Annotated in this window: 22 protein-coding genes and 2 pseudogenes; 12 read left to right on the top strand and 12 right to left on the bottom strand. The window is 39.6% G+C overall.

Going from position 1 to position 25,179, the window contains the following annotated elements; all coding sequences use genetic code 11:
* The first annotated feature begins 22 nt into the window (after positions 1 to 22).
* From GN217_RS03535 to GN217_RS03500, 8 genes and pseudogenes are all read left to right on the top strand, one after another.
* The gene (locus GN217_RS03535; protein ID WP_156855279.1) at positions 23 to 787 is read left to right on the top strand and encodes a TIGR01457 family HAD-type hydrolase; all 765 of its coding nucleotides are present in this window, start codon (positions 23 to 25) and stop codon (positions 785 to 787) included.
* A 467-nt stretch (positions 788 to 1,254) separates the two neighbouring features.
* Positions 1,255 to 2,469, top strand: a complete 1,215-nt coding sequence (locus tag GN217_RS03530; RefSeq protein WP_156855278.1) for a resuscitation-promoting factor — start codon at positions 1,255 to 1,257, stop codon at positions 2,467 to 2,469.
* Positions 2,470 to 2,542: 73 nt separating this feature from the next.
* Positions 2,543 to 3,100 (top strand): ribonuclease M5, encoded by a 558-nt coding sequence (gene rnmV / locus GN217_RS03525; protein ID WP_156855277.1) that lies wholly within the window; start codon positions 2,543 to 2,545, stop codon positions 3,098 to 3,100.
* Between the two features lies 1 nt (position 3,101).
* Positions 3,102 to 4,019 (top strand): 16S rRNA (adenine(1518)-N(6)/adenine(1519)-N(6))-dimethyltransferase RsmA, encoded by a 918-nt coding sequence (gene rsmA, locus GN217_RS03520; protein WP_156855276.1) that lies wholly within the window; start codon positions 3,102 to 3,104, stop codon positions 4,017 to 4,019.
* A 203-nt stretch (positions 4,020 to 4,222) separates the two neighbouring features.
* The gene (locus tag GN217_RS03515; RefSeq protein ID WP_156855275.1) at positions 4,223 to 4,432 is read left to right on the top strand and encodes an NAD-dependent epimerase/dehydratase family protein; all 210 of its coding nucleotides are present in this window, start codon (positions 4,223 to 4,225) and stop codon (positions 4,430 to 4,432) included.
* Positions 4,433 to 4,906: 474 nt separating this feature from the next.
* Complete coding sequence (speB, locus tag GN217_RS03510) at positions 4,907 to 5,857, top strand: agmatinase (RefSeq protein WP_156855274.1); 951 nt, start codon at positions 4,907 to 4,909, stop codon at positions 5,855 to 5,857.
* A gap of 189 nt (positions 5,858 to 6,046) precedes the next feature.
* Positions 6,047 to 6,250 (top strand): annotated as a pseudogene (locus GN217_RS19375) (polysaccharide deacetylase family protein); the annotation flags it as partial.
* Between the two features lie 12 nt (positions 6,251 to 6,262).
* Positions 6,263 to 6,760, top strand: a complete 498-nt coding sequence (locus GN217_RS03500; RefSeq protein ID WP_156855273.1) for an SDR family NAD(P)-dependent oxidoreductase — start codon at positions 6,263 to 6,265, stop codon at positions 6,758 to 6,760.
* Positions 6,761 to 6,943: 183 nt separating this feature from the next.
* Here the strand turns inward: GN217_RS03500 and GN217_RS19370 are convergent, their stop codons facing one another.
* The 3 genes from GN217_RS19370 to GN217_RS03485 all read right to left on the bottom strand — a co-directional run bounded on the left by GN217_RS19370 (position 6,944) and on the right by GN217_RS03485 (position 10,428).
* Complete coding sequence (locus GN217_RS19370; protein WP_370459715.1) at positions 6,944 to 7,471, bottom strand: sodium:solute symporter family transporter; 528 nt, start codon at positions 7,469 to 7,471, stop codon at positions 6,944 to 6,946.
* A 59-nt stretch (positions 7,472 to 7,530) separates the two neighbouring features.
* Complete coding sequence (locus GN217_RS19165) at positions 7,531 to 8,331, bottom strand: sodium:solute symporter family transporter (protein ID WP_156855272.1); 801 nt, start codon at positions 8,329 to 8,331, stop codon at positions 7,531 to 7,533.
* Positions 8,332 to 8,799: 468 nt separating this feature from the next.
* Positions 8,800 to 10,428, bottom strand: coding sequence for a PucR family transcriptional regulator (locus GN217_RS03485; RefSeq protein ID WP_156855271.1), 1,629 nt, complete (start codon positions 10,426 to 10,428; stop codon positions 8,800 to 8,802).
* A 219-nt stretch (positions 10,429 to 10,647) separates the two neighbouring features.
* Here GN217_RS03485 and GN217_RS03480 point away from each other — a divergent pair, with 219 nt between their 5' ends.
* Both GN217_RS03480 and GN217_RS03475 read left to right on the top strand, forming a co-directional pair.
* Positions 10,648 to 12,009: an aspartate aminotransferase family protein gene (locus GN217_RS03480; RefSeq protein ID WP_156855270.1), complete on the top strand. Its 1,362-nt coding sequence runs from the start codon at positions 10,648 to 10,650 to the stop codon at positions 12,007 to 12,009.
* Between the two features lie 77 nt (positions 12,010 to 12,086).
* Positions 12,087 to 13,547 (top strand): CoA-acylating methylmalonate-semialdehyde dehydrogenase, encoded by a 1,461-nt coding sequence (locus GN217_RS03475; protein ID WP_156855269.1) that lies wholly within the window; start codon positions 12,087 to 12,089, stop codon positions 13,545 to 13,547.
* An 81-nt stretch (positions 13,548 to 13,628) separates the two neighbouring features.
* On the opposite strand, the gene GN217_RS03470 is transcribed toward GN217_RS03475, so the two are convergent.
* Positions 13,629 to 14,141 (bottom strand): DUF3231 family protein, encoded by a 513-nt coding sequence (locus tag GN217_RS03470; protein ID WP_156855268.1) that lies wholly within the window; start codon positions 14,139 to 14,141, stop codon positions 13,629 to 13,631.
* A 188-nt stretch (positions 14,142 to 14,329) separates the two neighbouring features.
* On the opposite strand from GN217_RS03470, the gene GN217_RS03465 reads away from it, so the two are divergent.
* Positions 14,330 to 14,692 (top strand): DUF2200 domain-containing protein, encoded by a 363-nt coding sequence (locus GN217_RS03465; RefSeq protein ID WP_156855267.1) that lies wholly within the window; start codon positions 14,330 to 14,332, stop codon positions 14,690 to 14,692.
* A gap of 55 nt (positions 14,693 to 14,747) precedes the next feature.
* On the opposite strand, the pseudogene GN217_RS19525 reads toward GN217_RS03465, so the two are convergent.
* The 8 genes and pseudogenes from GN217_RS19525 to nagB all read right to left on the bottom strand — a co-directional run bounded on the left by GN217_RS19525 (position 14,748) and on the right by nagB (position 24,709).
* Positions 14,748 to 15,110 (bottom strand): annotated as a pseudogene (locus tag GN217_RS19525) (metal ABC transporter solute-binding protein, Zn/Mn family).
* On the bottom strand, positions 15,082 to 16,368 hold the full coding sequence (locus tag GN217_RS03450; RefSeq protein ID WP_156855265.1) for a metal ABC transporter solute-binding protein, Zn/Mn family: 1,287 nt from the start codon (positions 16,366 to 16,368) through the stop codon (positions 15,082 to 15,084). The pseudogene GN217_RS19525 and the gene GN217_RS03450 overlap by 29 nt, the downstream one beginning before the upstream one ends.
* 469 nt (positions 16,369 to 16,837) lie before the next feature.
* Positions 16,838 to 18,559 carry a phosphoenolpyruvate--protein phosphotransferase gene (ptsP, locus tag GN217_RS03445; RefSeq protein WP_156855264.1) on the bottom strand — a complete coding sequence of 574 codons (1,722 nt, stop codon included), beginning with the start codon at positions 18,557 to 18,559 and terminating at the stop codon, positions 16,838 to 16,840.
* Positions 18,560 to 18,598: 39 nt separating this feature from the next.
* Positions 18,599 to 19,750, bottom strand: a complete 1,152-nt coding sequence (locus tag GN217_RS03440; protein ID WP_156855263.1) for a mannitol-1-phosphate 5-dehydrogenase — start codon at positions 19,748 to 19,750, stop codon at positions 18,599 to 18,601.
* Positions 19,751 to 20,188 carry a PTS mannitol transporter subunit IIA gene (locus tag GN217_RS03435; protein ID WP_156855262.1) on the bottom strand — a complete coding sequence of 146 codons (438 nt, stop codon included), beginning with the start codon at positions 20,186 to 20,188 and terminating at the stop codon, positions 19,751 to 19,753.
* A 49-nt stretch (positions 20,189 to 20,237) separates the two neighbouring features.
* On the bottom strand, positions 20,238 to 22,292 hold the full coding sequence (locus GN217_RS03430; RefSeq protein WP_156855261.1) for a BglG family transcription antiterminator: 2,055 nt from the start codon (positions 22,290 to 22,292) through the stop codon (positions 20,238 to 20,240).
* Positions 22,293 to 22,308: 16 nt separating this feature from the next.
* Positions 22,309 to 23,754: a PTS mannitol transporter subunit IIBC gene (locus GN217_RS03425; protein WP_156855260.1), complete on the bottom strand. Its 1,446-nt coding sequence runs from the start codon at positions 23,752 to 23,754 to the stop codon at positions 22,309 to 22,311.
* Positions 23,755 to 23,974: 220 nt separating this feature from the next.
* The gene (gene nagB, locus GN217_RS03420; protein ID WP_156855259.1) at positions 23,975 to 24,709 is read right to left on the bottom strand and encodes a glucosamine-6-phosphate deaminase; all 735 of its coding nucleotides are present in this window, start codon (positions 24,707 to 24,709) and stop codon (positions 23,975 to 23,977) included.
* A gap of 190 nt (positions 24,710 to 24,899) precedes the next feature.
* Here nagB and GN217_RS03415 point away from each other — a divergent pair, with 190 nt between their 5' ends.
* Positions 24,900 to 25,094, top strand: a complete 195-nt coding sequence (locus GN217_RS03415; RefSeq protein ID WP_198042579.1) for a hypothetical protein — start codon at positions 24,900 to 24,902, stop codon at positions 25,092 to 25,094.
* Positions 25,095 to 25,179 lie beyond the last annotated feature (85 nt).

The following is a 25,179-nucleotide window of genomic DNA, read 5'->3' as shown; positions in this document are numbered from 1 at the left end:
AAAGTTGGAAAGAAGGATTAGGATGTATAGAGGATATTTCATTGATTTAGATGGCACTGCTTATCGTGGAAAAGAAGTTATTCTGGAAACATTAGAGTTTGTAAAAAAACTACACGACAGAGAAATACCTTATTTGTTTTTAACTAATAATTCAACAAAGACACCACGAATGGTTGTAGAAGCATTGAAGTCATTTGGCTACCCGGTTACAGAAAAACAAATTTATACATCTTCATTGGCGACTGCTCAGTATGTTTATGACCAGAACCCAAATGCAAGAATTTATATGATTGGTGAAATGGGTCTTCAATCAGCTCTGAAGGAGAAAGGGCTGACTCTTGTTGAACAAGGAGAAGAAGCCGATTATGTTGTATTTGGACTGGACCGTGAAATAAATTATGAAAAATACTTTCAAGCCTGTTTAGCAATCTATAATGGAGCAACTTTTATTGTAACGAATGGGGACTTGGCGCTTCCGACAGAACGAGGGTTAATGCCAGGAAATGGTGCACTGGCATCTGTTATTAGTGCTTCTACAGGTATGGAACCTATTTTTATTGGAAAACCAAATAGTACCATTATGGAAAAGGCTTTAGATTTAATAGGTCTTTCAAGAAAAGATGTGGCAATGATTGGTGATAATTATTTTACGGATATTTTAGCAGGAATACACGCAGGAATTCCAACCATTTACATTGAGGGTGGCTTTTCAAAACGAGAAGATATTTTGACTTATGACGTACAGCCAACTCATGTATTAAAGGATTTATCAGAGTTTGAAATTTAGATGTGCTGTATATTCTAAAAATAACTCATCGATATAAAGGGATGGCTCCCATAATGACTTTTATAACAGGTACCCACCTCTTTATCGACGGTGGATATTCTGTCATCTAAATAAAAAGGCTGGGATTCGTTATATCTCAGTCTTTTTCCTTTAGTTCTCCTATATTTCCTCTACTAAGAAAAAACTTTGTAAAACTATGTCGGAACTCCTTCATTTCTGTTATATAAATGTAAACAATGTCTTATTTCCAGAAACATCCATCCCCTAATAAGCTAGAATTTACATGCTAAACACTATTAATCTGAATAAAGAGATAATTTTGTAACCCTTGTCTCCCAACCGATTAGAGGCTATGAAATATATCCACAATCGAACTGTAATTGAATTGTAATTTGATTGTAAACGGAATAGCTTTGACTTTACATATACGTATTAATATAATCGGTTTCGTACAAGGAGGCAGGAGCATGAAAATTTTTCATAAGCTTATGCTAGCATCAAAAGCGAAAATGGTTCTTTCGAGTATTGGTGTCTTAGCACTTGTTTTATTTACGAGCTTACTAGTAGTTGAAGCAACAAAAAAAGAAGTAATCATCGTAGACAATGGAGAAGAACAAGTTGTGAACACCCACAAAAACACAGTGGCAGAACTATTTTCAGAAGTGGGAATTGCAGTTGGTGCCCATGATGAACTATCACATGAGGAAGAAGCACCAATTGAAAACGGAATGACAATCGATTATAAGACAGCAAAGCAGGTAACCGTTTCAATTGACGGGAAGCCTGAGAGTTTCTATACAACAGAAGATACCGTATTAGCATTTTTAAAACAGCAAGATCTAACCTTCTCCCAGCATGACGAGGTTTCCCATGAAGATGGTGCGTTCATTGAGGATGGTATGGAAATCGATGTGAGGCAGGCATTTGATGTTGCAGTCGTTGATGGCGGTAAGGAGCTAACCATTCCTACCACTGGTGGCACGGTAGAAGAATTGCTAGAGGAGAATGACATCGAGCTGAATGATGCTGATAAGATCAAGCCGGCTTTAGACAAAAAGGTAAAGAAGGATACGACCGTTGATATTGTTCGTGTGACAACAGAGACGGTGGAAAAAGAAGAGGCAGTTGCTTTTGAAACGGAGAAACAAGAAGATAGCACACTGCAAAAAGGGGAAGAAAAGGTTATTACCCAAGGAGAAGATGGCCAAGTTGTAAAGAAGTATAAGATTACAAAAGAAAATGGGGAAGAAGTTTCCCGGGAAATAATTGAAGAAGAAGTTACGAAAGAGAGCAAGAACCGTGTAGTAGCAATCGGTACGAAAGAGCCTGTCCAAGAAGCGGATCCAGGGCTTGTTACACTTGCTAACAAATCGGAGGAGTCACAGAGTAGCGGGAAAACGCTAACAGTTACTGCAAGTGCATTCACTGCTTCCTGTGGTGGTTGCTCGGGTGTTACGACTACTGGAATCAATTTAAAAGCCAACCCAGATCAAAAAGTAATCGCAGTGGACCCGAATGTCATTCCGCTTGGCACAAAAGTATGGGTGGAAGGCTATGGGGAAGCTGTAGCTGGAGACACTGGCGGTGCGATCCGTGGAAACCGTATTGATGTGCATGTCCCGAATCAGGGTGCAGCATATGATTGGGGAGTACGTACGGTACAAGTGAAAATCATAGACTAATACTTATTTTAGGAATTATGCTCTTCTCATGGTAAAATCATGGGAAGAGCTTTATTTACGTGGAGGGCAAGTTTTGAAGATAAAAGAAATCATCGTCGTGGAAGGAAGAGACGACACAGCTAAAATTAATCAGGCAATCCAGGCAGATACGATTGAGACGAACGGTTCTGCGGTTAATAAAGAAATCATTAGCCGGATTCGCCACGCGCAAGAAAAGCGGGGCGTCATTATTTTTACCGATCCCGACTATCCCGGCCAGCGTATTCGTCACATCATAGACCAGGCCGTTCCCGGTTGTAAGCATGCATTTCTTACCCAGGACGAAGCACGGGCGAAAAATGCGCATAACAGGAGTTTGGGCATTGAACACGCTAGCCCGGAAACAATAAGAGAAGCACTCCGTAAAGTATATGAACTCACCGAAGAAACACGAGGAGAAATCACAAAAGAAGATCTTCTCATCAATCGCCTCATCGGTGTAAGAGAAGCAAGTGAACGTAGAAAACAGCTAGGAGAACATTTGAAAATTGGCCATACGAACGGGAAACAATTGTTGAAACGATTAAATCAGTTCCAGATTTCCAAAGAAGAGTTTGAAGCGGCAGTAGAAGCCATCCAGCAGGAGGATTGACATGTCAACCAAATATATTGCAACCCCATCGAAGACAAAAGAAATTCTGAAAAAATATGCCTTCGCTTTCAAAAAGAGTTTAGGACAGAATTTTATTATTGATGTAAACATCTTACAAAATATTTTAAAGCATGCAGGTGTGGATAAAGATTCAGGTGTCATTGAAATCGGTCCGGGAATCGGTGCTTTGACTGAGCAACTTGCAATCCATGCGGACAAAGTTGTCGCTTTTGAAATCGACCAGCGCCTGTTACCGATTTTAGATGACACTTTAGAGGCCTATTCTAATATTGAAATCATCCATCAGGACATATTAGAAGCGGATGTCACTGAAGTAATCAAGGAACAATTCAAAGAAAATCAGCCGATCCGCATCGTCGCTAATCTGCCATATTATATTACAACACCGATTCTTTTGAAACTGCTCCATGACCAGTTGCCGGTTGAAAGTATTACGGTCATGATTCAAAAAGAAGTGGCAGAGCGGATGGCAGCTGAACCAAATAGTAAAAGTTACGGCTCCTTAACGATTGCTATTCAGTATTATACGAATGCGGAAGTGGTCATGAATGTGCCGAAGACCGTATTTAATCCGCAGCCGAATGTTGATTCCGGCATTCTAAAGCTGGAGTTACGTAAAGAGCCACCAGTCCATGTAGAGGATGAGGATTTCTTTTTCCGAATCGTTAAGGCAAGCTTTGCCCAGCGAAGGAAGACGTTACGAAATAATTTAGCAAACCTATTTACGGATATGAATAAGACGGAGATACAGAAAGTAATGGACCGGGCTGGGATTGATGGCGGCAGACGGGGCGAATCCTTGAGCATGGAGGAATTTGCACAGCTTGCTAATGTGTTTTATCGAAGTGTAACTAGCTGTAAAACTCCCTCAAGTATTGAGAAAAACCAAAAATTCTAAGTGGGAGATTAACAGCCTGTAACAGCCCGATTGGTTTAACTAACATTCCGTGGGAGTGAAGAAACCCCCGCGGAATAAGATTTCACTTTGCAAAGAAATAAATGAATAAGAGAAAAGACGGCAGGATGCACTGAAGCAACAATGAAAACGGACAGCTAATCAATCAGCTGTCTGCACTATAAATAGAAAGATAGTGTTAAAGAATGAAAGTTTTAGTAGTAGGAGCAAGTGGAACGATTGGGCAAGCAGTCGTAAAGGAGTTGGAAGGCGACTGGATAGAAATTATAAAAGCAAGTCGTAATAACTCGGATGTAACGGTTGATATTACGTCACAAGAAAGTATTAAAGCGATGTTTGAACAAGTTGGTCCGGTGGATGCCTTTATATCCACGACAGGTTGCTTTAGCATTTAAGAAGAGTGTATACGGGGCGCAGACAGGTCAGAGCTACAACGTGTATTAACGGAGAAAGTATTTCGGTGCAACCAGGAGGTATTCAATCGATCGGCTATTGCTTGGGGGAGTTCAGGGGGAGCTTTCTCTAATGCTGCTGTTTTTTGGTAGTGAGACGTTTGAAACGGGGGCTGCTGAAGTTTCCCCCTGTAAAACAAGGGTTAGTGCATTTGTGACTGACTTGGAGCACTATTTGTAGCAGTTGCTATTTTCTTCTTTGCTTTTACAAGCTTGACTATATTTGTTAAACCAAGCGTAGGGAGAGCCTTTAGAGGGCAGCCTACGTTTTTGTTTTATTCTGGACAAAAAGTTAAAATAATAAGAAGTATGTTTTACGTTTCGCTAAATGAAAATACTTACAGTAGTAGGTATAATATAGAAAATTTCATTTATTCTAATCAAACAAAAAATTAAATTACTTGAGGAGGATATGTAATGAAAACACCTAAATATGGACCTATGAACCACAGTCATGCACCTAGATATACAGGAGTACGTACTTTTATGAAGCTACAACATTTACAAAAAACTGAAGATGTTGATATTGCTATTGTTGGATTACCATTTGATACAGCAGCAAGTTATCGTTCCGGGGCACGCTTTGGACCTTCAGGTATACGAGAGATTTCAATGTTACTGAGACCTTCAAATGCATATCACAAAATTAATCCGTTTGATCATTGTTCAGTTATAGATTATGGAGATTTACCACTAATCCCAGGTCATATTCATGATACTTATCAAATCATTAAGGAGAATTATTCATTTCTTGCAAAGAATAATGTTATTCCAATTGGCTTAGGAGGGGATCATTCACTTACTTTGGGAGAGTTGAGGGGGTTAGCAGACCATTATGGACCAATAAGTTTAGTTCATTTTGATGCGCATGGTGATACATGGGATAACTATTGGGGGAAAAAATATACACATGGAACACCATTTAAGCGGGCTTTAGAAGAAAATGTAATTGATCCTAATAGTTCTATTCAGATTGGTTTAAGGGGAACCGTCTATGATCCGGGTGATGTTGATGAAGCAAAAAATATGGGATTTGAAGTTATAACAATGGATGAACTCCGCCAAATTTCAGCAGAACAATTAAAAGGTCGTATTGCAAAAAGAGTAGGCGACAATCCAGTGTTCTTAACTTTTGATATTGATTTCTTTGATCCAGCATATGCTCCAGGTACAGGGACTCCTGAACCTGGCGGTGCTACTAGTTATGAAGGGCTTAACTATGTGCGTAACTTACCTAATTTAAATTATGTTGGTTTTGATGTAGTTGAGGTATTACCGGCACTAGATAGTTCCGAAATAACAGCACAATTAGGTGCAGCTATTGTATATGAATTTATTTCAATTTTAGCTTTGCATACTGATAAGTAACTATATGAAATAAATACTCGGAAAGGAGAACGCAAAATGGAGTGACCAAATCAAAAGAAGATGGCAGTTGTTCTATCTTTTGATATAGATGCGGAAACACCTTTTTTATTTGATGAAAAAAACAAGTCAAGAATGTCACTCTTATCTATTGGAACATAAGGGAGAACAGTTGGTTTAAACCGAGTATTAAGAACTCTCAAAAATAATGATCTTAAAGCAAATTTCTTTGTTCCAGGGGCAGTAGCAGAATTAGATCCAACTGTAATTGAAAGAATCACCGAAGATAATCATCCGATTGGACACCATGGATATTATCATGAAAGGCTCGATACACTATCATTTGAACAAGAGGAAGAGATCTTGTACAAAGGAAAAGAGATAATTAAGAAATAATAATTCCAGAATATCCATATCCTGATAAACAATGCAGGAACTATTGGAAATGAATCTCCTATCGTTGATATGGCAGTAGAAGATTGGGATAGACTAATCAATGTTGATTTAAGGGGTGTATTTTTAACTTCCAAGTATCTAATCCCACTGATGGATAAAGATTCAGTTGGAAAGATAATAAATATTTCATCGGAACTTTCCTTAAAAGGTAGAGAGAACTTTACGCACTACACAGCAGCAAAAGGAGGAGTAAATAGCTTTACGAAAAGTTTAGCCCTAGAACTGGCTCCAGATATTTTAGTAAATACATTAGCGCCTGGTCCAGTAGAAACAGATATGATTTTAAGTGATATGAATGAAGAGTGGATTGAAAAAGAAAAAGATATACCATTAAAGCGACTAGGAAAAATAGAAGAGATTTCAGCAGCGGCTTTATTACTAGCTTCTGATGAAGGGAACTTTTTCTGTGGTCAGATATTAAGCCCGAATGGAGGTGCCGTATTTTTATAAGTATAATTTTAGAGAAGCAATATCATCTTTTATAATGATCCTGTAGAACACCTAGTAAAAGCTCTCGTATAAAATTTGATGCATTTCATTGATTTTATACGAGAGCTTATTAAATTGTCTTTTATTTTTGTGAATTTTAAGTAGTATAATTACAAAAGCCTCCTATTAATATATAACTTTAAATTAGGCAGCTTTTTTAGATTTTTTTTCTTCTTTTAATAGTAGGTTTCCTAAGAAGACGGTGATTAATCCCGCAATTAAGCCATAAATAATGGCATTTAAAGAAGTAATGCCTTCAATAATAAGAGTAGTTATTACAACAAGTGAGCTAACTATCATTACAGACAATGCAACCTTTTTAGATACTGACTTGAAGAATAAAGCAATAACAATAGGAATGAACAAAGTACCGGAAAGCAGTGCGTATGCTAAATCAAGTGCTAATACAATGTTTTGTAGTTCGGAAGCAATAAATATTCCTACTACACCCATTCCTAATACGGCCAATCGAGTAAAACGTATTTTGTTCTTTTCTGTTTTTATCTTTTTCAAAGGCGATATAATATCATTTATAAAAACTGTTGAAGCAGCCATCAATGTACCTGATGCTGTAGACATAGCTGCGGAAATTGCCGCTGCAAGTGTTATCCCTATAAGCCCAGTTGGAAGTATAGTAACAATAAGAGTTGGTAAAGCTTGTTGTGGATCAATAAGATTAGGAATTAGAACACTAGCAAAAGTACCAATGAGTGCTCCGGATATTCCATATATTACACAATAAATTCAGCTATTATTGTACCATTCTTAACGACAACTTTACTCTTACCTGTAAACGCTCTTTGCCAAACATCTTGTCCTATCATCATCCCGAAAAAGTATAGCAAGGCGTAAGAAAAAACTCTGTCCCAACCCATATTGGATAAATTTAGATGGTCACTGCTTATTTTCGTTGTTAATCCTTCAATACCACCCAGTTGAAAAAAACTAAATGGAAGTAAAATCAAAATCAATCCGATAGTCATAACCCAAAATTGCATGACATCAGTCATTGTTACAGCCCACATGCCTCCTAATAAAGTATAAATTACAACAACTGCACCTCCAATGAAAATAGCAAAGAAGAGAGACCATTCGAAGAGGGTCGAAAATAATACACCTACAGCAATGGTGGAGGTCACCATAACCATAATATTATATACAATTATAATAATAGCGCTGTACAGTCGGCTACTAAACCCGAATCTATTTGCTAGTAATTCACTAACACTAAATATATTTAAATTACCTAATTTGTTAGTAAAAAATAAACCAAACCCGATAATCCCAAGACCTATCATAGTAACCATCCACATGCCTGATATTCCGAATTGATATCCGAGTGCTGTGCCTCCAAAAGTCGATGCTCCACCTAGAACTACTGCAGCCATCGCAGGAACAAAAGAACCATAGCCAAGCCTCCTACCTGCTACAACATAATCAGCCTGGCTTTTGATTTTTTTAATACTAAGAAAACCAATAGTAATTAGGACTGCAAAATAGATAATTATTAGGAAAAAATCGAAACTCGTCAAATTAACTCACCTCAAATTATTTTTTAAGTAAAAGAAAATATCACCAAGTATTGAAATGTAATTTATTGATGATGGTCATTTGATAAAAAAGCAAGAGACTGGCTCAGTTTTAAAATCATTAAATTAAAATCCGGGTTTGTAAGCGCTATCTATTGTCGGTATAGATAAATAAGATAGATGATTGTGATTATCTATCTTGTAGTATTAGTTATTGAGGTTATGTTTAAAAGCCATAATACACTAGAACCAATGTAATAATGTATTAGAGTTACTTTATACATTGAATGTTCCCATAAATCACCCTCTTTGGATTATTGATTAAATAACATTCTGCTATATACTATTTCAAATATCTACAGACAAATTGTAAAAGATATAAAGAAACATGTATACACTTTGTTAATTTTTTTGCTCGGGTTAACAAGTCATTGTATAAATTAAAGAAGAGGTCACCAATATGCCTCTTCTTTAATTTATCTTATTTGTATTACTCAAAAACGCATAAGCCCCAATTGCAAGCTCAATCGCCTGCCGATTCGTCGGATTCATAAAATCTTCTCCCATCAGTTCCTCAATCTTTTCCAAGCGATGGTATAATGTTTGCCTCACGATGGATAGCCGTTCCGATGTTTCCTTTTTGGATCCCATCGTTTCCAAGTACACAGCAAGTGTCTGCAGTAAATCATTCTTCGTTTGTTGTTGATGATCTAGCAGCGGCCCTAAGTAATCCGAGACATATGCTTCCAATTCATGCTTAGGAAGGTTGATCAGCAACCGGTAAATCCCAATATCCTCAAAGAACAAGATATCTAGAATATCCATTTTTTGAATTGCTAGTACCGCACTTGCTTCATCGTAACACTTACTTAATTTAGAATAATCCTTTTGCAGACTGCTAACGCCAATATAACAGTCTTTCCCTCGGAAAATATTATCTTTATGACTGTTTTTAATCGCTTCCGTAATCAATGTGAACGTGTTAGTGTCGCTAGTTGCATAACTGCTCTTATAATACGAAGCAATTACAGCAATATTATTCTTCGTAATGGAGATTGCAGGGAAGAAATTATATCTTTTAAAAATGGAGCGGAGAATAATCGATTGCTGGAGCTTTATCTCTTCCCAATCCTCATCTCTTATCTCCTTATGATAAGAGCTATTTTCAATCATGATTAAGCGGTAATAAAGGTTCTCAGCCGGAGCAGGTAAAAACTTTAATGCAGCAGTCGATTCATATTCCTCTCCGTGCAATAACTGTTGCACCAGATTCTCTTCTTGATTCTGCTTTCTTTCCTCGATTGTTTTATTCCTTAGCATAATCTGGGCAATGGCTAAAGTGGCACGGTCAACAATGGAGAAAGCGAACTCATCCAATTCCCCGCTTCGTTGTTGAATATAAAGATCCCCCCATGAAGAGCCGAGCCCTTTAATTGGGAAAGCAGTGTAGTAGTCACCATGGAGAAAGACTTCATGATAGGGTTCGACTTCTCTTTTTTCGTTAATTAGAGAAAGGATAGATTCTGCTTGGTCTTTGTTTTTAAGTGGATAGTAGAATAACTGTTTATCATCAGAAATAAGTAAAACATTCAAATGGAAAGATTCATATAATTTCTTTAGTATTTTCAAAATCCCGTTCGGTTCTAAAGACAATTCGTTAAACGCATTGGAAAGATCATGGAGATGCTTTAATTGTTCATGGTGACTATTAATAATGATCGTATGTAAATCCTGGGTAATATCTACAAATTTCACGACATCTGGGAATATAATAATTGGAAAGTCATGATGATTAGCAAATTCAATAATCGCAGGCTCAATTTCCTGAACATGTGTCCCGAGTTCCATACAGAGTCCCGCAACTTCCAGTTCAATCAATTTCTTTAACTTAGAGATTCCATCTTTAGAGTCAAGTGGCATATTAGAGCCAGTTGTTAAAATAAGTTCCCCGCCATTGATAAATGAATCAAACGCTTCCATTTCCAGAATGTGTGTCCATTTAATCTCCCGGTCGACTCCCTTTTCACCAGTAATTAAGGTTGCTCCTTTAAATAACTTTCGCTTTAAGATATCTCTTACCGTTACCTTAAAATTCCCCATCAGTTCCCCTCCAAATTGTTAAATAAATTTCTTAATAATTTTACTTTATGTAAGATGATATTATTTTCGGAACAGTGTAAACTCAATTATGGAATGGGACCCAAGGTATGTCAACCCAAGTAGTTGAATAAATTTACAATCACATTTTGAATACAACAGGAAAAACAGACTGTACATTTCGTCAAAAAATATTTTTATTATGGAAGGGAGACATTTGAAATGAAAGCGCTGCAACAAACAGAAAAATTATCACTGGAAGAAAAGGATCGTCAGTATGTTTGGCACCATATTTCTCCTTATCGGGAAGAAGGAGCAACAATGATTGTTGAGAAAGGCGAAGGTTCCTGGATTACCGATCAGAATGGCAATCGTTATTTAGACGGTATGTCTGGGCTATGGTGTGTGAATGTCGGTTACGGACGGGAGGAATTAGCTGAGGCTGCTGCAGAACAAATAAAGAAAATCGCTTATACGCCTATGACGAATAGTCACGAGCCAGCGATTGAACTGGCAGCAAAGGTCAATAGCATGCTGGATGACGACTATGTGATGTTCTATTCTAACAGTGGATCGGACGCGAATGAGGTTGCGTTTAAAATCGCTCGCCAATACCACCAGCAAAACGGAGACCCGAACCGTTACAAAGTGATTTCCCGTTACCGTGCATATCATGGCAGTTCGATGGGGGCTCTTTCAGCAACAGGGCAAGCGTTAAGAAAATATAAATATGAGCCACTTTCATCTGGTTTCTTACATGTTTCTCCACCGGATAACTACCGTAAACCGGATAACGTAACGGTAGAAGAATACAACTTACAAAAGGCAAGAGAAATTGAAGAGACGATCAATTATGAGCAAAAGGAATCCATCGCAGCAGTAATTATGGAACCGCTCATAACTGGAGGCGGAGTCATTATGCCTCATGAAGTGTATGCCCAGGAAGTGGAGCGTATTTGTGAGCGTCACGGCGTCCTGCTCATTATTGATGAGGTCATTTGTGGTTTCGGTCGAACTGGTAAAGCATTCGGTCACCAGCAGTTCAACATTAAGCCAGATATCATTACAATGGCAAAAGGTTTAACGAGTGCGTATTTACCGTTATCGATTACGGCTGTTCGTAAAGATATTTACGAAGCATTTAAAGGAACGGAAGATAATCATCATTTCCGTCACGTGAACACGTTCGGCGGTAATCCAGCAGCTTGTGCCGTTGCTCTTAAAAATATTGAGATTATGGAACGGGAGAGTCTGTTTGAACGCTCTGAACAACTGGGTGCGAAGCTATTGCAAGGACTAGAGGAGCTGGAAAATCATCCTAACGTCGGTAATGTCCGTGGACTCGGCCTACTTGCCGGAATTGAAATTGTAGAAGATAAAGAAACGAAGGAGCCTGCTTCCAATGACCGGATTGCCAAGCTTATCGGAGCATGTAAAGCGAAAGGCTTAATCATTGGTCGGAACGGAGACACGGTTGCAGGGCAAAACAACATTTTAACGCTTAGCCCGCCGTTATCTTCAACAGATGAAGACATTGATTTCAGCCTGCAAGTTCTGAATGAAGTATTTGCCGAAAATAAATAACGCAAGGGAGAGTCTCAGAAGGGAAGTATTGGAAGCAATTGAAAAAGTATTATCGTAAACACAAGGAGGAATTTTACGTGGCACAAACAGCAGTAGAAGTATTAAAAAACTATATTGGTGGTAAATGGGTGGAAGCTAATACAGATAAGTCGGAACCGGTTTACAACCCGGCAACTGGAGAAGTTATCGCACATGTGCCGATTTCATCCATAGAAGATGTGGAACATGCGGTAGAAACCGCAAACGAAGCATTCCAGGAGTGGAAGGAGTTAGCAGTACCACGCCGTGCACGGATTCTATTTAAATATCAGCAGTTACTAGTAGATAATTGGGATGAGCTTGCTCGTCTCATAACAATTGAAAACGGGAAAAACTTTGAGGAAGCCCAAGGTGAAGTTCAACGCGGCATTGAAAATGTCGAGTTTGCAGCAGGTGCACCTTCACTCATGATGGGTGATTCGCTTCCATCGATTGCAACAGGACTCGAATCAGGGGTATATCGTTATCCAATCGGCGTAATCGGCGGAATCACACCGTTCAACTTCCCGATGATGGTTCCTGCTTGGATGTTCCCAATGGCAATCGCTACTGGAAATACATTCGTATTGAAGCCGTCTGAACGGACACCACTCCTTGCGAACCGTCTAGCGGAGCTTTTAGAAGAAGCAGGTTTGCCGGCAGGGGTATTCAATATTGTTCATGGTGCCCATGATGTTGTAAATGGTTTAATTGACCATGAAAAAGTAGCAGCAATTTCGTTTGTCGGTTCGCAGCCGGTAGCAGAGTATGTTTATAAGCGGGGAACGGATAAGCTGAAACGTGTTCAAGCATTGGCTGGTGCGAAAAACCACTCGATTGTATTAGGTGATGCGAACTTGGAGAACGCAGCGACCCAAATTCTAAATGCAGCATTTGGTTCAGCAGGTGAGCGCTGTATGGCAGCATCTGTCGTCGCGGTAGAGGAATCAGTGGCAGATGAGTTTATTGCTTTATTAAAACAAAAAGCAGATGACGTTCAAATCGGCAACGGTTTAGACGAAGGAATTTTCCTCGGACCGGTTATCCGTGAACAGCATAAAGAGCGTACGTTAAGTTATATTGAAAAAGGTGAGAAGGAAGGAGCAAAACTTGTCCGTGATGGACGTAAAGACGAAGCGGTGAAAGAAGCAGGCTACTTTGTCGGCCCAACGATTTTTGACAATGTCACGCCGAACATGAAAATCTGGCAAGATGAAATTTTTGCACCGGTCCTGTCGATCTCTCGAGTGAAAGATTTAGACGAAGCAGTAGAGCTTTCCAACAAGTCCCGCTTTGCAAACGGTGCATGTATCTTCACGAAAGATGGTAGAAGCGTACGCCAGTTTAGAGAAACAATTGATGCAGGAATGCTGGGAGTGAACATCGGAGTTCCAGCTCCAATGGCATTCTTCCCGTTCTCTGGCTGGAAAGATTCCTTCTACGGTGACTTGCATGCAAACGGGAAAGACGGACTCAACTTCTATACGCGTAAGAAGGTTATGACGACGAGATGGGTGTAATAAAATAATGAAGCGCAGGATCCGTCCGAAGTATGGGACTTATCCTGCGTTTCTTTTGATTTATCTGACTATAAAGGATTCCTACTTCTCCTCAGCTTTATAATTATGAAGCGGTGGGAGTACGAGCCATCCTTTTTCTTTATTCATCCGTAATAATTTTCCTGCAAAAGTTGCTTTCTGCATATGGAACTGACCGAACATCATGGCAATATCTTCACGGACGGACTGTCCCATTATTGTACTGCAAGCAACTAAGCCTGCTGAAATTTTACCGGCAAGGGAAGCGGAGATTTCCTGATCGGCGAATCTTGCTCCCACCGGGATATCTTCCGTATGTGCATGTGGGCGTTCCGGTGGAGCAGGTGGCAATCCTACACCATTTACTTTTAATAAGTCCTCAATCTGCACGATTTCATCCTGAACCCTCTGAACAGCCTCGACAAGCATCTTTCTAAGATCATCATCCCCTGCGTGATTATAAAAAGTCTGAAAGCCTGCAACTGATCCCTTTGCTGTAAGAAGATAAGACCATACTCCAAATACTTCTCCATAATGCATTGGTTGTTCCTTTGGATTTCCGCTAAAAATTCCCATTGTCAACCTCCTAAGTATACTTGGGTGAATAAGCACTTATAGATAGCTTGCTACACGTCGAATAATTTCATGCATGAATTACAGAAGTATTATTTCATGGATAGACTTTTTGTATGCGCTGAATGATGCTAAAATGGTAAAAAGAGAAAACACAAGGGCAAGTTAATAAAAATGAGAGGAGAATGTAGATGACTAAACACCGTATATATACAATGAGCTTTGCAAGTGTCTATCCCCACTATATAACAAAAGCGAAAAAGAAAGGACGTACGAAGGAAGAAGTCGATGATATCATTCGCTGGCTGACAGGATATAGCCAGGAAGAACTGGAGACACAGCTTGAAAAACAGACAGATTTTGAAACATTCTTTGCGGAAGCCCCAAAGTTGAATCCTGCGCGCTCTTTGATTAAAGGTGTCATTTGTGGCGTTCGAGTGGAAGAAATTGAGGAACCATTGATGCAGGAAATTCGCTATATGGATAAACTGATTGATGATTTGGCGAAAGGGAAAAAGATGGAGAAGATTTTACGGACACCGGCTCCGCTCTAACTGATCTTAAATATAACTCATGCTCCCTCTATAAAAAAGAGAGAGCATGGGTTTATTATTTCGTAACCTGATCAAGTATTTCCAAATTATATTCCATTAAAGAAATATAATCTTCTCCGTCTTCAATGTCTTCTTCTGTTCTAACTTCTAAATTATGAATCGTTAGCGCTTCAGCACCAATTTCATCTTGAACAACTCTGGAAAGCCGATTTTCACTGTTCTGTTCGAAGAGGATATATTCCAAATCAAATTCTTCCGCTGCCTCCATTACTGCTACCAACTCTTATTGGGAAGGTTCTTCACTGGAGGACAGGCCGCTGATTGTAATTTGTTGCACACCATAACGTTCCTCCCAATAGCCAAAAGCAGAATGAGGAACGATGATGGATTTATTTTCCTTCTGACTTAAAAGTTCCACAAACTGCTGATCTAATTCTGTTAAATTTTCTTTTAACACAGCAGTTATCTTGATAAAGGTCTGCTGAATCGGGATTAAGTGCAGTAAGTTCGTCCTTTATGATTTCTGCAAGATCAATCATCCGAAGTGGGTCGACCCAAATATGTGGATCATGATCGGTGTGATCGTCGATGATAATTGTTTTTGATTCGGACTCCGCAATCACTTCATGGTCATCACCGTATAGTACCGCTTTAATCTGCAAGCCAGAGAGATCTGCTTCTCCTTCATACGTGTCATGATGCTGTCCCCGGGCGACTTCCCATTCTTCTGAACCCGGAGCTAATGTATACCAATGCCAATGATCAATATCTGCTCCATCCTCATAGGACGCGGTTAAAGTAATTTGATCTCCTGTATGATAATGAGCAGCGAGCCCATCCACGTCAATTGCATAATATTCATCGCCATCATTGTGTTCAGCGTGATGCTTGTTGTGTTCGCTATCCTCCTGTTCATGATGGTGATCGTGGCTATGCTCCTCATGTGCATGCTCTTCATGCTCATTTCCACGCTCTTCCTGTTCATGGTATTCATGATCATGTTCATCAATCGTAATTGTTACAGGAGCTGATTCTGCAACAACCTTGTGGTCATCATATAGAACAACCTTGATTTGTTGTCCAGAAATGACAGCTTCTCCATCATACATATTATTATGTAATTCATCTACCACTTGCGAGTCATCTTCATCTGGATCCAAGGTAAACCAATGCCAATGGTCATGTTCCGAATCAATGTGCAAGTTTGCAGTTAACTCAATCATGTCACCTGTATGATAATGAACAGACAGTCCTTGAATTTCGATGGCCTGTTCATGTTCCGAACTTTCATGAGTACCTTTTTGGAAAAGCTCCTCATGTTGCCCGATTTCAATCAAGGCTACGTCTTCTGATCCCAGCGCAAGGGAAACACTATCTGCAAAGCCTTCCATTCCCGCCCCAATGTAAATAAAAGCATCACTAGAGGCGAAATCAGTCATTTCTTTTGATGTCGGTTCATACATATGACCATCAACACCAGGCGGGAAAACCGAATGGGCAGTAACGGTATCTCCACCGATTTCTTCTACAATGTATTGCAAAGGATATACCGTTGTGTAGACTGTAATATTTTCATTCGATTCATCTGCGTTACGATCCTCATCACCCGGTGATGAGCACCCAATCAACAAAATGCCTATAAATAATATAATTGTCCATGCTTTTATACTTTTCACATTTGAATCCTCCTTCTAACAAACTTTAAATCGAAACCATTACGATTCTTTGTGTAAAAAATTTTATGTATATGCTCTTGTAATGGTAGGATATTGCTATCTATTCTTCTCCTTTCATTTATTTAATAAGTTATAATATATCGTAATGATTTCGATTTTTAAATAGGAATTGTTACGATTTAAAAATAAAATTGTTGTGTAAATATTTAGAATTGGGGAAGAACCAAAGCCAAAAGGAAAAATCAATTATGTGATTGAACAGGGGTTACCAACACCAAGAGTCAATGCGTCGTTGAATGAAGAGGGTACATTCACTACGAATATCATTCAATGAAAGGCAAGTGGATAGCGTTATAAAGGTAGCAATTAGTTGGGACGGGGAATCGGAGGAAATGATTTTAGATGGGCAATGGTATTTAAAAAGGGTACTTTATACCCGAAGATGCAGTACCCCTATTTCATGTGTTTTTTAAGCTTGATTGATGAGTTGATTAATAAATTCAACAACTTCATCCGTCGTACCCATCGCCAACAATTCTTCCTTATGGGAAGCAATTTGTTCTTTTGAGAGCTTGCTTAATTGTGTCCGGGCAGGGAGGATGGATGTTGCACTCATGCTGAATTCATCTAGTCCAAGTCCTAACAGAATCGGAACGGCAATCGGATCTCCAGCCATTTCACCGCACATGCCGGCCCATTTACCTTCTTTGTGAGCTGCTTCAATCACATTATTGACTAGGTTCAAGATTGCCGGATGGTACGGTTGATAGAGATAAGAAACTTGTTCGTTCATCCGGTCAGCAGCCATTGTATATTGGATAAGGTCATTTGTTCCAATACTGAAGAAGTCGACTTCTTTGGCAAATTGTGCAGCAGTTACAGCCGTAGATGGAATTTCGACCATAATTCCGACTTCGATATTCTCGGCAACTTTAATGCCTTCAGCTGCTAACTTTTCCTTCTCATCAAGTAGGATTCCTTTTGCCCGACGGAATTCTTCCAGTGTTGCAATCATCGGGAACATGATTTTTAAGTTCCCAAAGGCACTTGCACGCAGGAGGGCACGTAACTGCGGGCGGAAAACATTTTCATTTTCCAGGCAGAAACGAATTGCACGGAAGCCTAGGAATGGGTTCAATTCTTTCGGCAGATCCATGTAGTCCAGCTCTTTATCGCCCCCGATATCTAGCGTACGGACGACAACTGGTTTGTCACCCATCTGTTCAAGCACGGACTTATATGCTTCGAATTGTTCCTCTTCAGATGGCAGTTCACTTTTACCCATGTATAGGAATTCAGTCCGGTAAAGGCCGACACCTTCTGCTCCGTTAAGAAGTGCACCTGCTACGTCATCTGGAGTACCAATATTCGCTGCAAGCTCGACTTGGACGCCGTCTTTTGTAATCGTAGGCTCGTCTTTTAATTTAGCCCACTCTTCTCGTTGTTTCGCGTAAGCCTCTTGCTTTTCTCTATATGTTGCCAGTTCCTCATCGGTTGGATGGACGATGACATTACCTTCTAGTCCATCAATAATGATGAGGTCATTTTGTGAAACGGATTCGGTGATATTTTTCGTTCCGACAACGGCAGGTATTTCGAGTGATCTCGCCATAATGGCAGAATGGGAAGTCCGGCCACCTATGTCTGTTGCGAATCCTTGAACAAACTCGCGATTCAATTGCGCCGTGTCGGACGGTGTTAAGTCCTCTGCGATAATGACGACCTCTTCGTCAATCAATGCAGGGTTCGGGAAGGTGACACCAAGTATATGTGCCATGACCCGTTTCGTAACATCCTTAATATCTGCGGCACGTTCTCGCATATACTCATTGTCCATGTTTTCGAACATATCGATGAACATCGTGGATACTTCTTCAACAGCAGTTGCTGCAATAACCTTATCCGTTTCGATTTTTTCTTTCATCGGATTAATTAATTCCGGGTCATTTAAAATTAAGAGATGAGCAGAGAAAATCGCAGCATGATCCTCGCCAAGCTTATTTTCCGTATGCTCTTTGATTTTCTCAAGTTCCGTTCTCGAAATTTCCAATGCTTGTTCTAGTCGACTAATCTCTTCTTCCGTATTTTCGGTCGTTACTTTTTCAAAGGATAAGTCTGGTGTTACGAGTTGATATGCTTTAGCAATCGCTATACCAGGTGATGCTGCAATTCCATTTAATTGTATGTTCATTTTACCAACCCCTGAATAAATTATCGTAATTTCTTATATTTAGTCTCCTCTTTCATTATACGCGTTTAAAATAACTTTAAGCAAGGGATGTCCCGCTTCCAATCCGGAAACTTCTTTTAGTGCTTCTTGGACACCCTGATCTGCAATCATCTTTTGTAACTTTACTGCTTCATTATCTTGTTCATTGGTAAATTTGAGAGCTGCTGCGATTGTTTTTGCGAGATAGGTTGGTTCTTTCCCAGTTACGTCCATATACATGGATGCCGGGCGAATAAGTCGTTCTCTCGCGCCTAGCTTACGGATTGGACCTCTTGCTACTCTTGTGATTTCATCTGAAATATATGGATTCATAAAGCGGCCGATAATTTTTTCAGTATAAGCTTGATGTTCTTCCCGGTTAAAGTCGTATGTTCGAATTAATGCTTCGCCTGACTCATGCAATGCGCCTTTAATGATTTCTTGTACCTTTTCGTCATTAATTGCTTCTGTAATGGTTTGATATCCCATTTGATGACCGACATAAGCGACGGCTGCGTGACCAGAATTTACCGTGAATAGCTTACGTTCGATATAAGGGGTGAGATCATCCACGAAAGTGATCCCATTAACATCTGGCTTGGTACCTTTGATTGCAGGTTCTTCAACAACCCATTCATAGTAAGGTTCTACAGAAACTTGGAGTAAATTGTCATGTTTCTGGTTCGGTACAATTCGGTCCACCGCTGCATCTGGGAAGCCGAACAAGTTATCAATTGTTGTCTTTTCTTCTTGTGTCAGGTGTTCGTAAACTTTCTCCTTTAAAAAGGAAGTGCCACCGACCATGTTTTCACAGGCGATAATATTCAGCGGTTGATTAGTTGTTTTAGCTCGCTCTTTTAAACCCTTAGCGATGAGCTCAGCAATGATCGGCAATACATTTGGCCCGACAGCAGTTGTAATCATATCCGCATGGACAATCGCCTGGATGACTTTACCCGGGTCTTGGATACTGTTAATTCCGGAAATATTTTTAACGGTTAAGGATTCGCTTTCCTCTGCTGCTAGTACGACGGTGTATTGTTTTTTCTCATTGATTTCTTTAATCACTGCTTCATTCACATCAACAAATGTTGTATGATATCCCGCTTGATGGAGTAATAAACCAATAAAACCACGTCCAATATTGCCTGCACCAAAATGTACTGCTTCCATTTAGTTCACCTCATCAAAGATACGAATGATTTCTTCTTCTGACGCTGCGTTAAGAATCGATTGGATATTGTCTTCGTCGGAAAGCACGATTGCGATATTGGAGAGAATGTCTAAGTGCTCGTCTCCTTTACCAGCAATACCGATTAAGATTTTCACCGTGTTGCCATCTCCATACTCTACACCTTCCGGGATGGTAACGACAGATAAGCCCGATTCTTTCACTAATGACTTCGCATCTTCTGTACCATGTGGAATAGCGACGAAGTTCCCCATAAAGGTCGATGTTAATTCTTCCCGTTCAAACATTTTATCAATATAGGAAGGTTCGACATAGCCGTTATCTACTAAAATTTGACCTGTGTAGCGAATCGCTTCTTCCTGATTGTTTAATGAAACATTCAACTTAATATTTTCTTTTGCTAATACTTCTTTTGCCATGGTAAACACCACTCCTTACATAGAGATTGTTCAAAAAGCTCGGTAAAAACTATAGTAACCTTTTATCCTTTAAAAACATTTGAAAACGCTCGGCTAAATAGAACTTAATTGCCGTTTCATCAGCAGATTCAAATAAACGAACTGCTTCGTCTTCCTGGATGAGCAAGCTGCTTAAATAACTTAGTGTTTCTAAACGTTCTTGCTGAATATCTTTGGGGGCAAGCATGACTAGGATATGTTTCACTTCCATCTCTTTTCCGTCCATTCCCCTCATTAGTCGCGGATTTTCTAACACATAAATTGAAAAATGGATGGAAGGCACGTCTCTAGAGCGTGTATGAAAAAGTGCCAAGCTCGTATCTGGTATCCCGAGCCCGCCAACTTGCTCCCTTTCCATTAGTTTGGTAAGAATCGTTTCGCTATTCTTTATCCTTTTCCGCTTTTCCAGATCGATACAAATCGCTCGTAATGTTGATTCTGAGTGATTCCGTTCATCGACATAGAAGGAATGGAGCAGGTCAAGAATTGTTTCGGTATAAAGCTTGATTGCCTCTAACTGCAAAACCGAATTCGGATTACTTTTTTGCTTTTCATTATTTACAACGAGTCTCTGCTGGCGAATTGCCTTTTTAATCTGCTGGACTTCCGATTGATTTAACATTGGAGAAACGAGAATATAATCGGTTTCCTCCAACTCTTTTAAGGGGAGCGTTGAAATGATTAAATCGTAATGATCCAAGTCTTCCTCGTCTACATCGAACATCGATTTGTTTTCTATTTGCTTAATTTCCGGCACTTGTTTCATTAATTGAGTTGCTAAGATTTTCGCCGTGCCAATCCCACTGGAGCAAATAACAAGGGCCTTTTGCCTTTCACCTTTTAGTAATGCAGCTGCAAAATGGAGAACGATAAATCCAATTTCGTCATCCGGGAAATCTAAATCTGGAAAAATGACGCTCGTCGCTTCTCCAATTAAATGAAACAAATCATCGTAGTCATGTTTAATCTGCTCGATCATTGGATTCACAATCTTCATCCGCTTATTAATCCGGTAAATGGCCGGTTTCAAATGGGTGACTAAATCATTTAGTAATTGGTTGTTTCCCATCATATCCACATGAATCTGTTTACTTACATAAGCAATTAACTGCTTAACCTGATAGGCAAATCCTGTGTTCTCTACTTCTAATAAAACATGTTGGTCTGAGCGAAGTTTCGCTCCCATTAAATGCATGGTAATATAACCGATCTCATCGTTGGGGATGCTGATCTCCAAGCTTGTTTCCAATTCGCTGATGATTTTTTCCGCTATCTTGTATTCTTTTGTACCCTGTAACTGTTCGAAATATGCCTGGTCAAATTGAATCGTATCCCCTTTTTGCAGTCGTTCGATTGCGAGTGCAAGGTGAACAACTAAACCGACGCGTGCACTATCGGCTAATTCATAGGGGAGCTTTGTACTTGCTTGTTCCACGATTTTTTCAATCACTCGTAATTTATCTGGATCGACGAGTCCCAATAAGCGGTTGGAAATGGTTGGCGTCTGTTTGTTTTGGATGTTTTCCTTTAGTAGGGAAATGAAGGAGAAAGGGTCCACATATTTGGCAATTAAATGCGTAATTGCGGACCGCTTATTCGCTTCATCTCCTTCGATTTGCACGCCATATCCTCTGCGACGGGTAAGTGTTAAGTGAAAGTTCTCTAATTCCGCTTCCAATTGATCCAAGTCGTTACTGATTGTCGCAATGGTTACATCCAATTCGTGAGCAAGAGTGAATAATTTCACTGGCTCATTCGCTTCAAGCAACATGGATAGAATCATTGCTTGTCTTTCTTCTTGAGTATAGTCATTCGGACTAATACTTGTAAGCAGCCGTTCTAATAATTGTTTATCTGCTTGTTCACCAACGATTTGAAGCCCGACACCAGCCTTTTTATCAAGCTCCATCCGGTGGTTTAAAAGGATTTTTTCAACACCTTTTAAATCCCGGTGAATCGTCCGCGGGCTAACATCAAGGGCTTCAGCAAGATCTCCTACTGTCACTTGTACTTGTTTTTGGAGTAAGAAAAGAATGATTTTTCTTTCCCGCGCTGTAATACTCAAGGCGAATTCTCCCCCATTAATTATTTTTCAGGCGCTCTACCAGCTCGTCATATTTCGGGCTGCTCAAGAAATTATCTACGGAAATATGTTCAGCCGTTGGAAGCTTATTCTTCGCACGATCCGTCAAATCCTTATGGGTGATGACAATATCTGCATCATCCGGGATGTCATTAATTGCTTTATTCGTTACGATAATATCGATATCTGCCTTCTTGAATTTATTTTTTAGAAGGGATGCACCCATTGCGCTTGAGCCCATACCAGCATCACAGGCGAAAATAATTTTATCGATTTGTTCTGGTTTTTTCTTTTGGATGGTGACTGTTTTTATAATGTCTTCATTTTCTTCTTCATCTTGGTTCAAAGCACCTGTAACAGAGCTCTTCTTCCCTTTCATTTCTTCCATTTTACCTGCAGCTTCTGCCAAGCTGTCCGTTTCTGTCTTGCTTGATTTTAAAATGATAGCAGCAATAACAAAGGTAACAGCAGCTGCCACTAGAACACCTAAGATTACACCAAGATAACTGTCTTGTGCCGTCATCGCAAGGACCGCGAAAATACTACCAGGTGATGAAGGGGCAACTAATCCTGCACTAAACAGCTGGAACATGAACACACCGCTCACACCACCAGCGATTACTGCAAGAATTAGAATAGGCTTCATCAATACGTAAGGGAAATAAATTTCATGTATCCCACCGAAGAACTGAATGATTGCTGCTCCTGGTGCAGAACTCTTGGAAGCACCTTTACCAAAAATCATGAATGCGAGCAATATCCCGATACCCGGACCAGGGTTTGCCTCCAGTAAGAATAGAATTGATTTTCCAACTTCACTCGCTTGATCTGCACCAATAGGACTTAGTATCCCGTGGTTAATTGCATTATTTAAGAATAAAATTTTCGCAGGTTCAATAATGATGTTGGCAAGTGGTAATAACCCTGCATTAATAATCACTCCGACCCCTGCTGCAAGCATTGTGTTCAATCCTTCAACTACTGGTCCAATTGCATAGACAGCAACAATCGCAAGTAGTGCTGCCAAAATACCAGCAGAGAAGTTATTGTAAAGCATCTCAAACCCTTGACGAATCTTCGCCTGGAAGAGATCATCTATTTTCTTCATTAAATAGCCGGCAAGTGGTCCCATAACCATAGCACCGAGGAACATTGGAATATCCGCTCCGACGATAACTCCCATCGTAGCCGTAGCACCAACAATTCCACCACGTATGTCATAGACCATCCGACCGCCTGTAAACCCTATCAATAATGGCAATAAGTAGCGCAGCATCGGGTCAACCATTGTTGCCAATTGTGCATTTGGCAACCAACCATCTTCAATAAATAAAGCCGTTATAATCCCCCAAGCAATAAATGCACCGATGTTCGGCATGATCATTCCGCTTAAATAACTACCGAACTGTTGCGCTTTTGCTCGAATGCCCTTCTGTTCAGCCATTTTTCACACTCCCTTTAAAGTAATATCTTATACTTTTATTCTAAAGTAATTTGTTCGCACTACTCAATGGAATCTAAACATAACTTTGGCAAGGGACTTGTTGCCATCATTTGAATTGGTTGTCTCTGTTGTTACTATGCCCATTTTGAGTGATAAGATAAGCTTGAGAATACAAAATAAGCACCTATGGCTTACTAAGCCAAGGTGCTCATTCTCCTTCTTATAATTGATTCATCACTGAATAAGCTGCTTCGTCCGCAATAATCGTTACGTTTGGATGTTTTTTCAAGACAGACGCTGGGATTTCTTCTGTTACGTCACAAGTGAGTAAGGTTGCCAAGGCCTCTGCTTTATTTTCACCAGAAATAAGCAGAAGTATTTCTTTACTCTCCATGATCGTTTCAATTCCCATGGAGATTGCCTGAGTGGGCACTTCTTCAATAGAGTGAAAGAAGCGTGAATTTGCCTCAATGGTCGATGTTTCCAAATTAGCAACTTGGGTTCTGCAAGTAAATGGTGTACCAGGTTCATTGAAGCCGATATGGCCGTTTGCACCAATTCCTAGTACTTGAATATCAATTCCCCCTGCAGCCTGGATGGCTTCTTCATATTCTTCGCATTCTTGCTGTAAATCTGGAGCAACTCCATTGGGAATCCGGACATTATCTAATGAGATATTAATATGATCGAATAATTTATCTTTCATAAAATAATAATAGCTGTTTGGATCGGTTTTTTCGATGCCGACATATTCATCGAGGTTAAATGTCTTTACCTCCTGAAAGGAAACCTCGCCTTGGTTATATTTCTTAATTATTTGTTTGTAAAGCCCTTCAGGAGTCGAGCCGGTAGCTAATCCTAATACAGGATTTTCGAGTTCATTGATTCTTTCAACGAGGAAAGAACAAGCCCTCTCGCTCAATGCATCATAATCTTTTACTTGAATGATTTTCATCTTTTTACTCTCCTTGTAGGAAACGCGCATCTTAGATAGATGACGTTAAGATTGATATGGTCATGAAACAACCATATTGGTACATTAAGTTTAACACTTTTGAAATTGATAAAGTGTGTCAATTTCAGGAATTTGTGTAGATATTCACAATGAAGTTGATGTATGATAAAAGAAATGAGTTAGTAAGATTATGATACGGGAGGGGTTAACGATTAATATTTCAATTATTAAAGCAGCTCCAGAACATACGGAAGAGATAAGTAGAATCTGTTCCATTGGCTGGCGGCAAACGGTTCAAGGTGTTTATGATGAGGAATACCAAGCTAAAAATGTAGAACATTGGTGTAAACTAGCACATTATTCCAGGTCATCTATTTCAAACTAATTCAGCTGTTTATCTGGGGTAATGTGCTATTATTTTCACTTTATTTCATATGTGAAAAAGAATATGCACGCTATTTCTCTACTAT

It is taken from the genome of Oceanobacillus sp. AG, from assembly GCF_009746545.1.
GTDB lineage: Bacteria > Bacillota > Bacilli > Bacillales > Amphibacillaceae > Oceanobacillus > Oceanobacillus indicireducens.
This window is presented reverse-complemented; position numbering and strand designations above follow the sequence as displayed.

Coding starts and splice junctions, on each gene's coding strand:
- GN217_RS03535 (WP_156855279.1), top strand. CDS start 23: ATGTATAGAGGATATTTCATTGATTTAGATGGCACTGCTTATCGTGGA.
- GN217_RS03530 (WP_156855278.1), top strand. CDS start 1,255: ATGAAAATTTTTCATAAGCTTATGCTAGCATCAAAAGCGAAAATGGTT.
- rsmA (WP_156855276.1), top strand. CDS start 3,102: ATGTCAACCAAATATATTGCAACCCCATCGAAGACAAAAGAAATTCTG.
- GN217_RS03515 (WP_156855275.1), top strand. CDS start 4,223: ATGAAAGTTTTAGTAGTAGGAGCAAGTGGAACGATTGGGCAAGCAGTC.
- speB (WP_156855274.1), top strand. CDS start 4,907: ATGAAAACACCTAAATATGGACCTATGAACCACAGTCATGCACCTAGA.
- GN217_RS03485 (WP_156855271.1), bottom strand. CDS start 10,428: ATGGGGAATTTTAAGGTAACGGTAAGAGATATCTTAAAGCGAAAGTTA.
- GN217_RS03480 (WP_156855270.1), top strand. CDS start 10,648: ATGAAAGCGCTGCAACAAACAGAAAAATTATCACTGGAAGAAAAGGAT.
- GN217_RS03470 (WP_156855268.1), bottom strand. CDS start 14,141: ATGGGAATTTTTAGCGGAAATCCAAAGGAACAACCAATGCATTATGGA.
- GN217_RS03465 (WP_156855267.1), top strand. CDS start 14,330: ATGACTAAACACCGTATATATACAATGAGCTTTGCAAGTGTCTATCCC.
- ptsP (WP_156855264.1), bottom strand. CDS start 18,559: ATGAACATACAATTAAATGGAATTGCAGCATCACCTGGTATAGCGATT.
- GN217_RS03440 (WP_156855263.1), bottom strand. CDS start 19,750: ATGGAAGCAGTACATTTTGGTGCAGGCAATATTGGACGTGGTTTTATT.
- GN217_RS03435 (WP_156855262.1), bottom strand. CDS start 20,188: ATGGCAAAAGAAGTATTAGCAAAAGAAAATATTAAGTTGAATGTTTCA.
- GN217_RS03425 (WP_156855260.1), bottom strand. CDS start 23,754: ATGGCTGAACAGAAGGGCATTCGAGCAAAAGCGCAACAGTTCGGTAGT.
- nagB (WP_156855259.1), bottom strand. CDS start 24,709: ATGAAAATCATTCAAGTAAAAGATTATGATGCATTGAGCGAGAGGGCT.
- GN217_RS03415 (WP_198042579.1), top strand. CDS start 24,900: ATGATACGGGAGGGGTTAACGATTAATATTTCAATTATTAAAGCAGCT.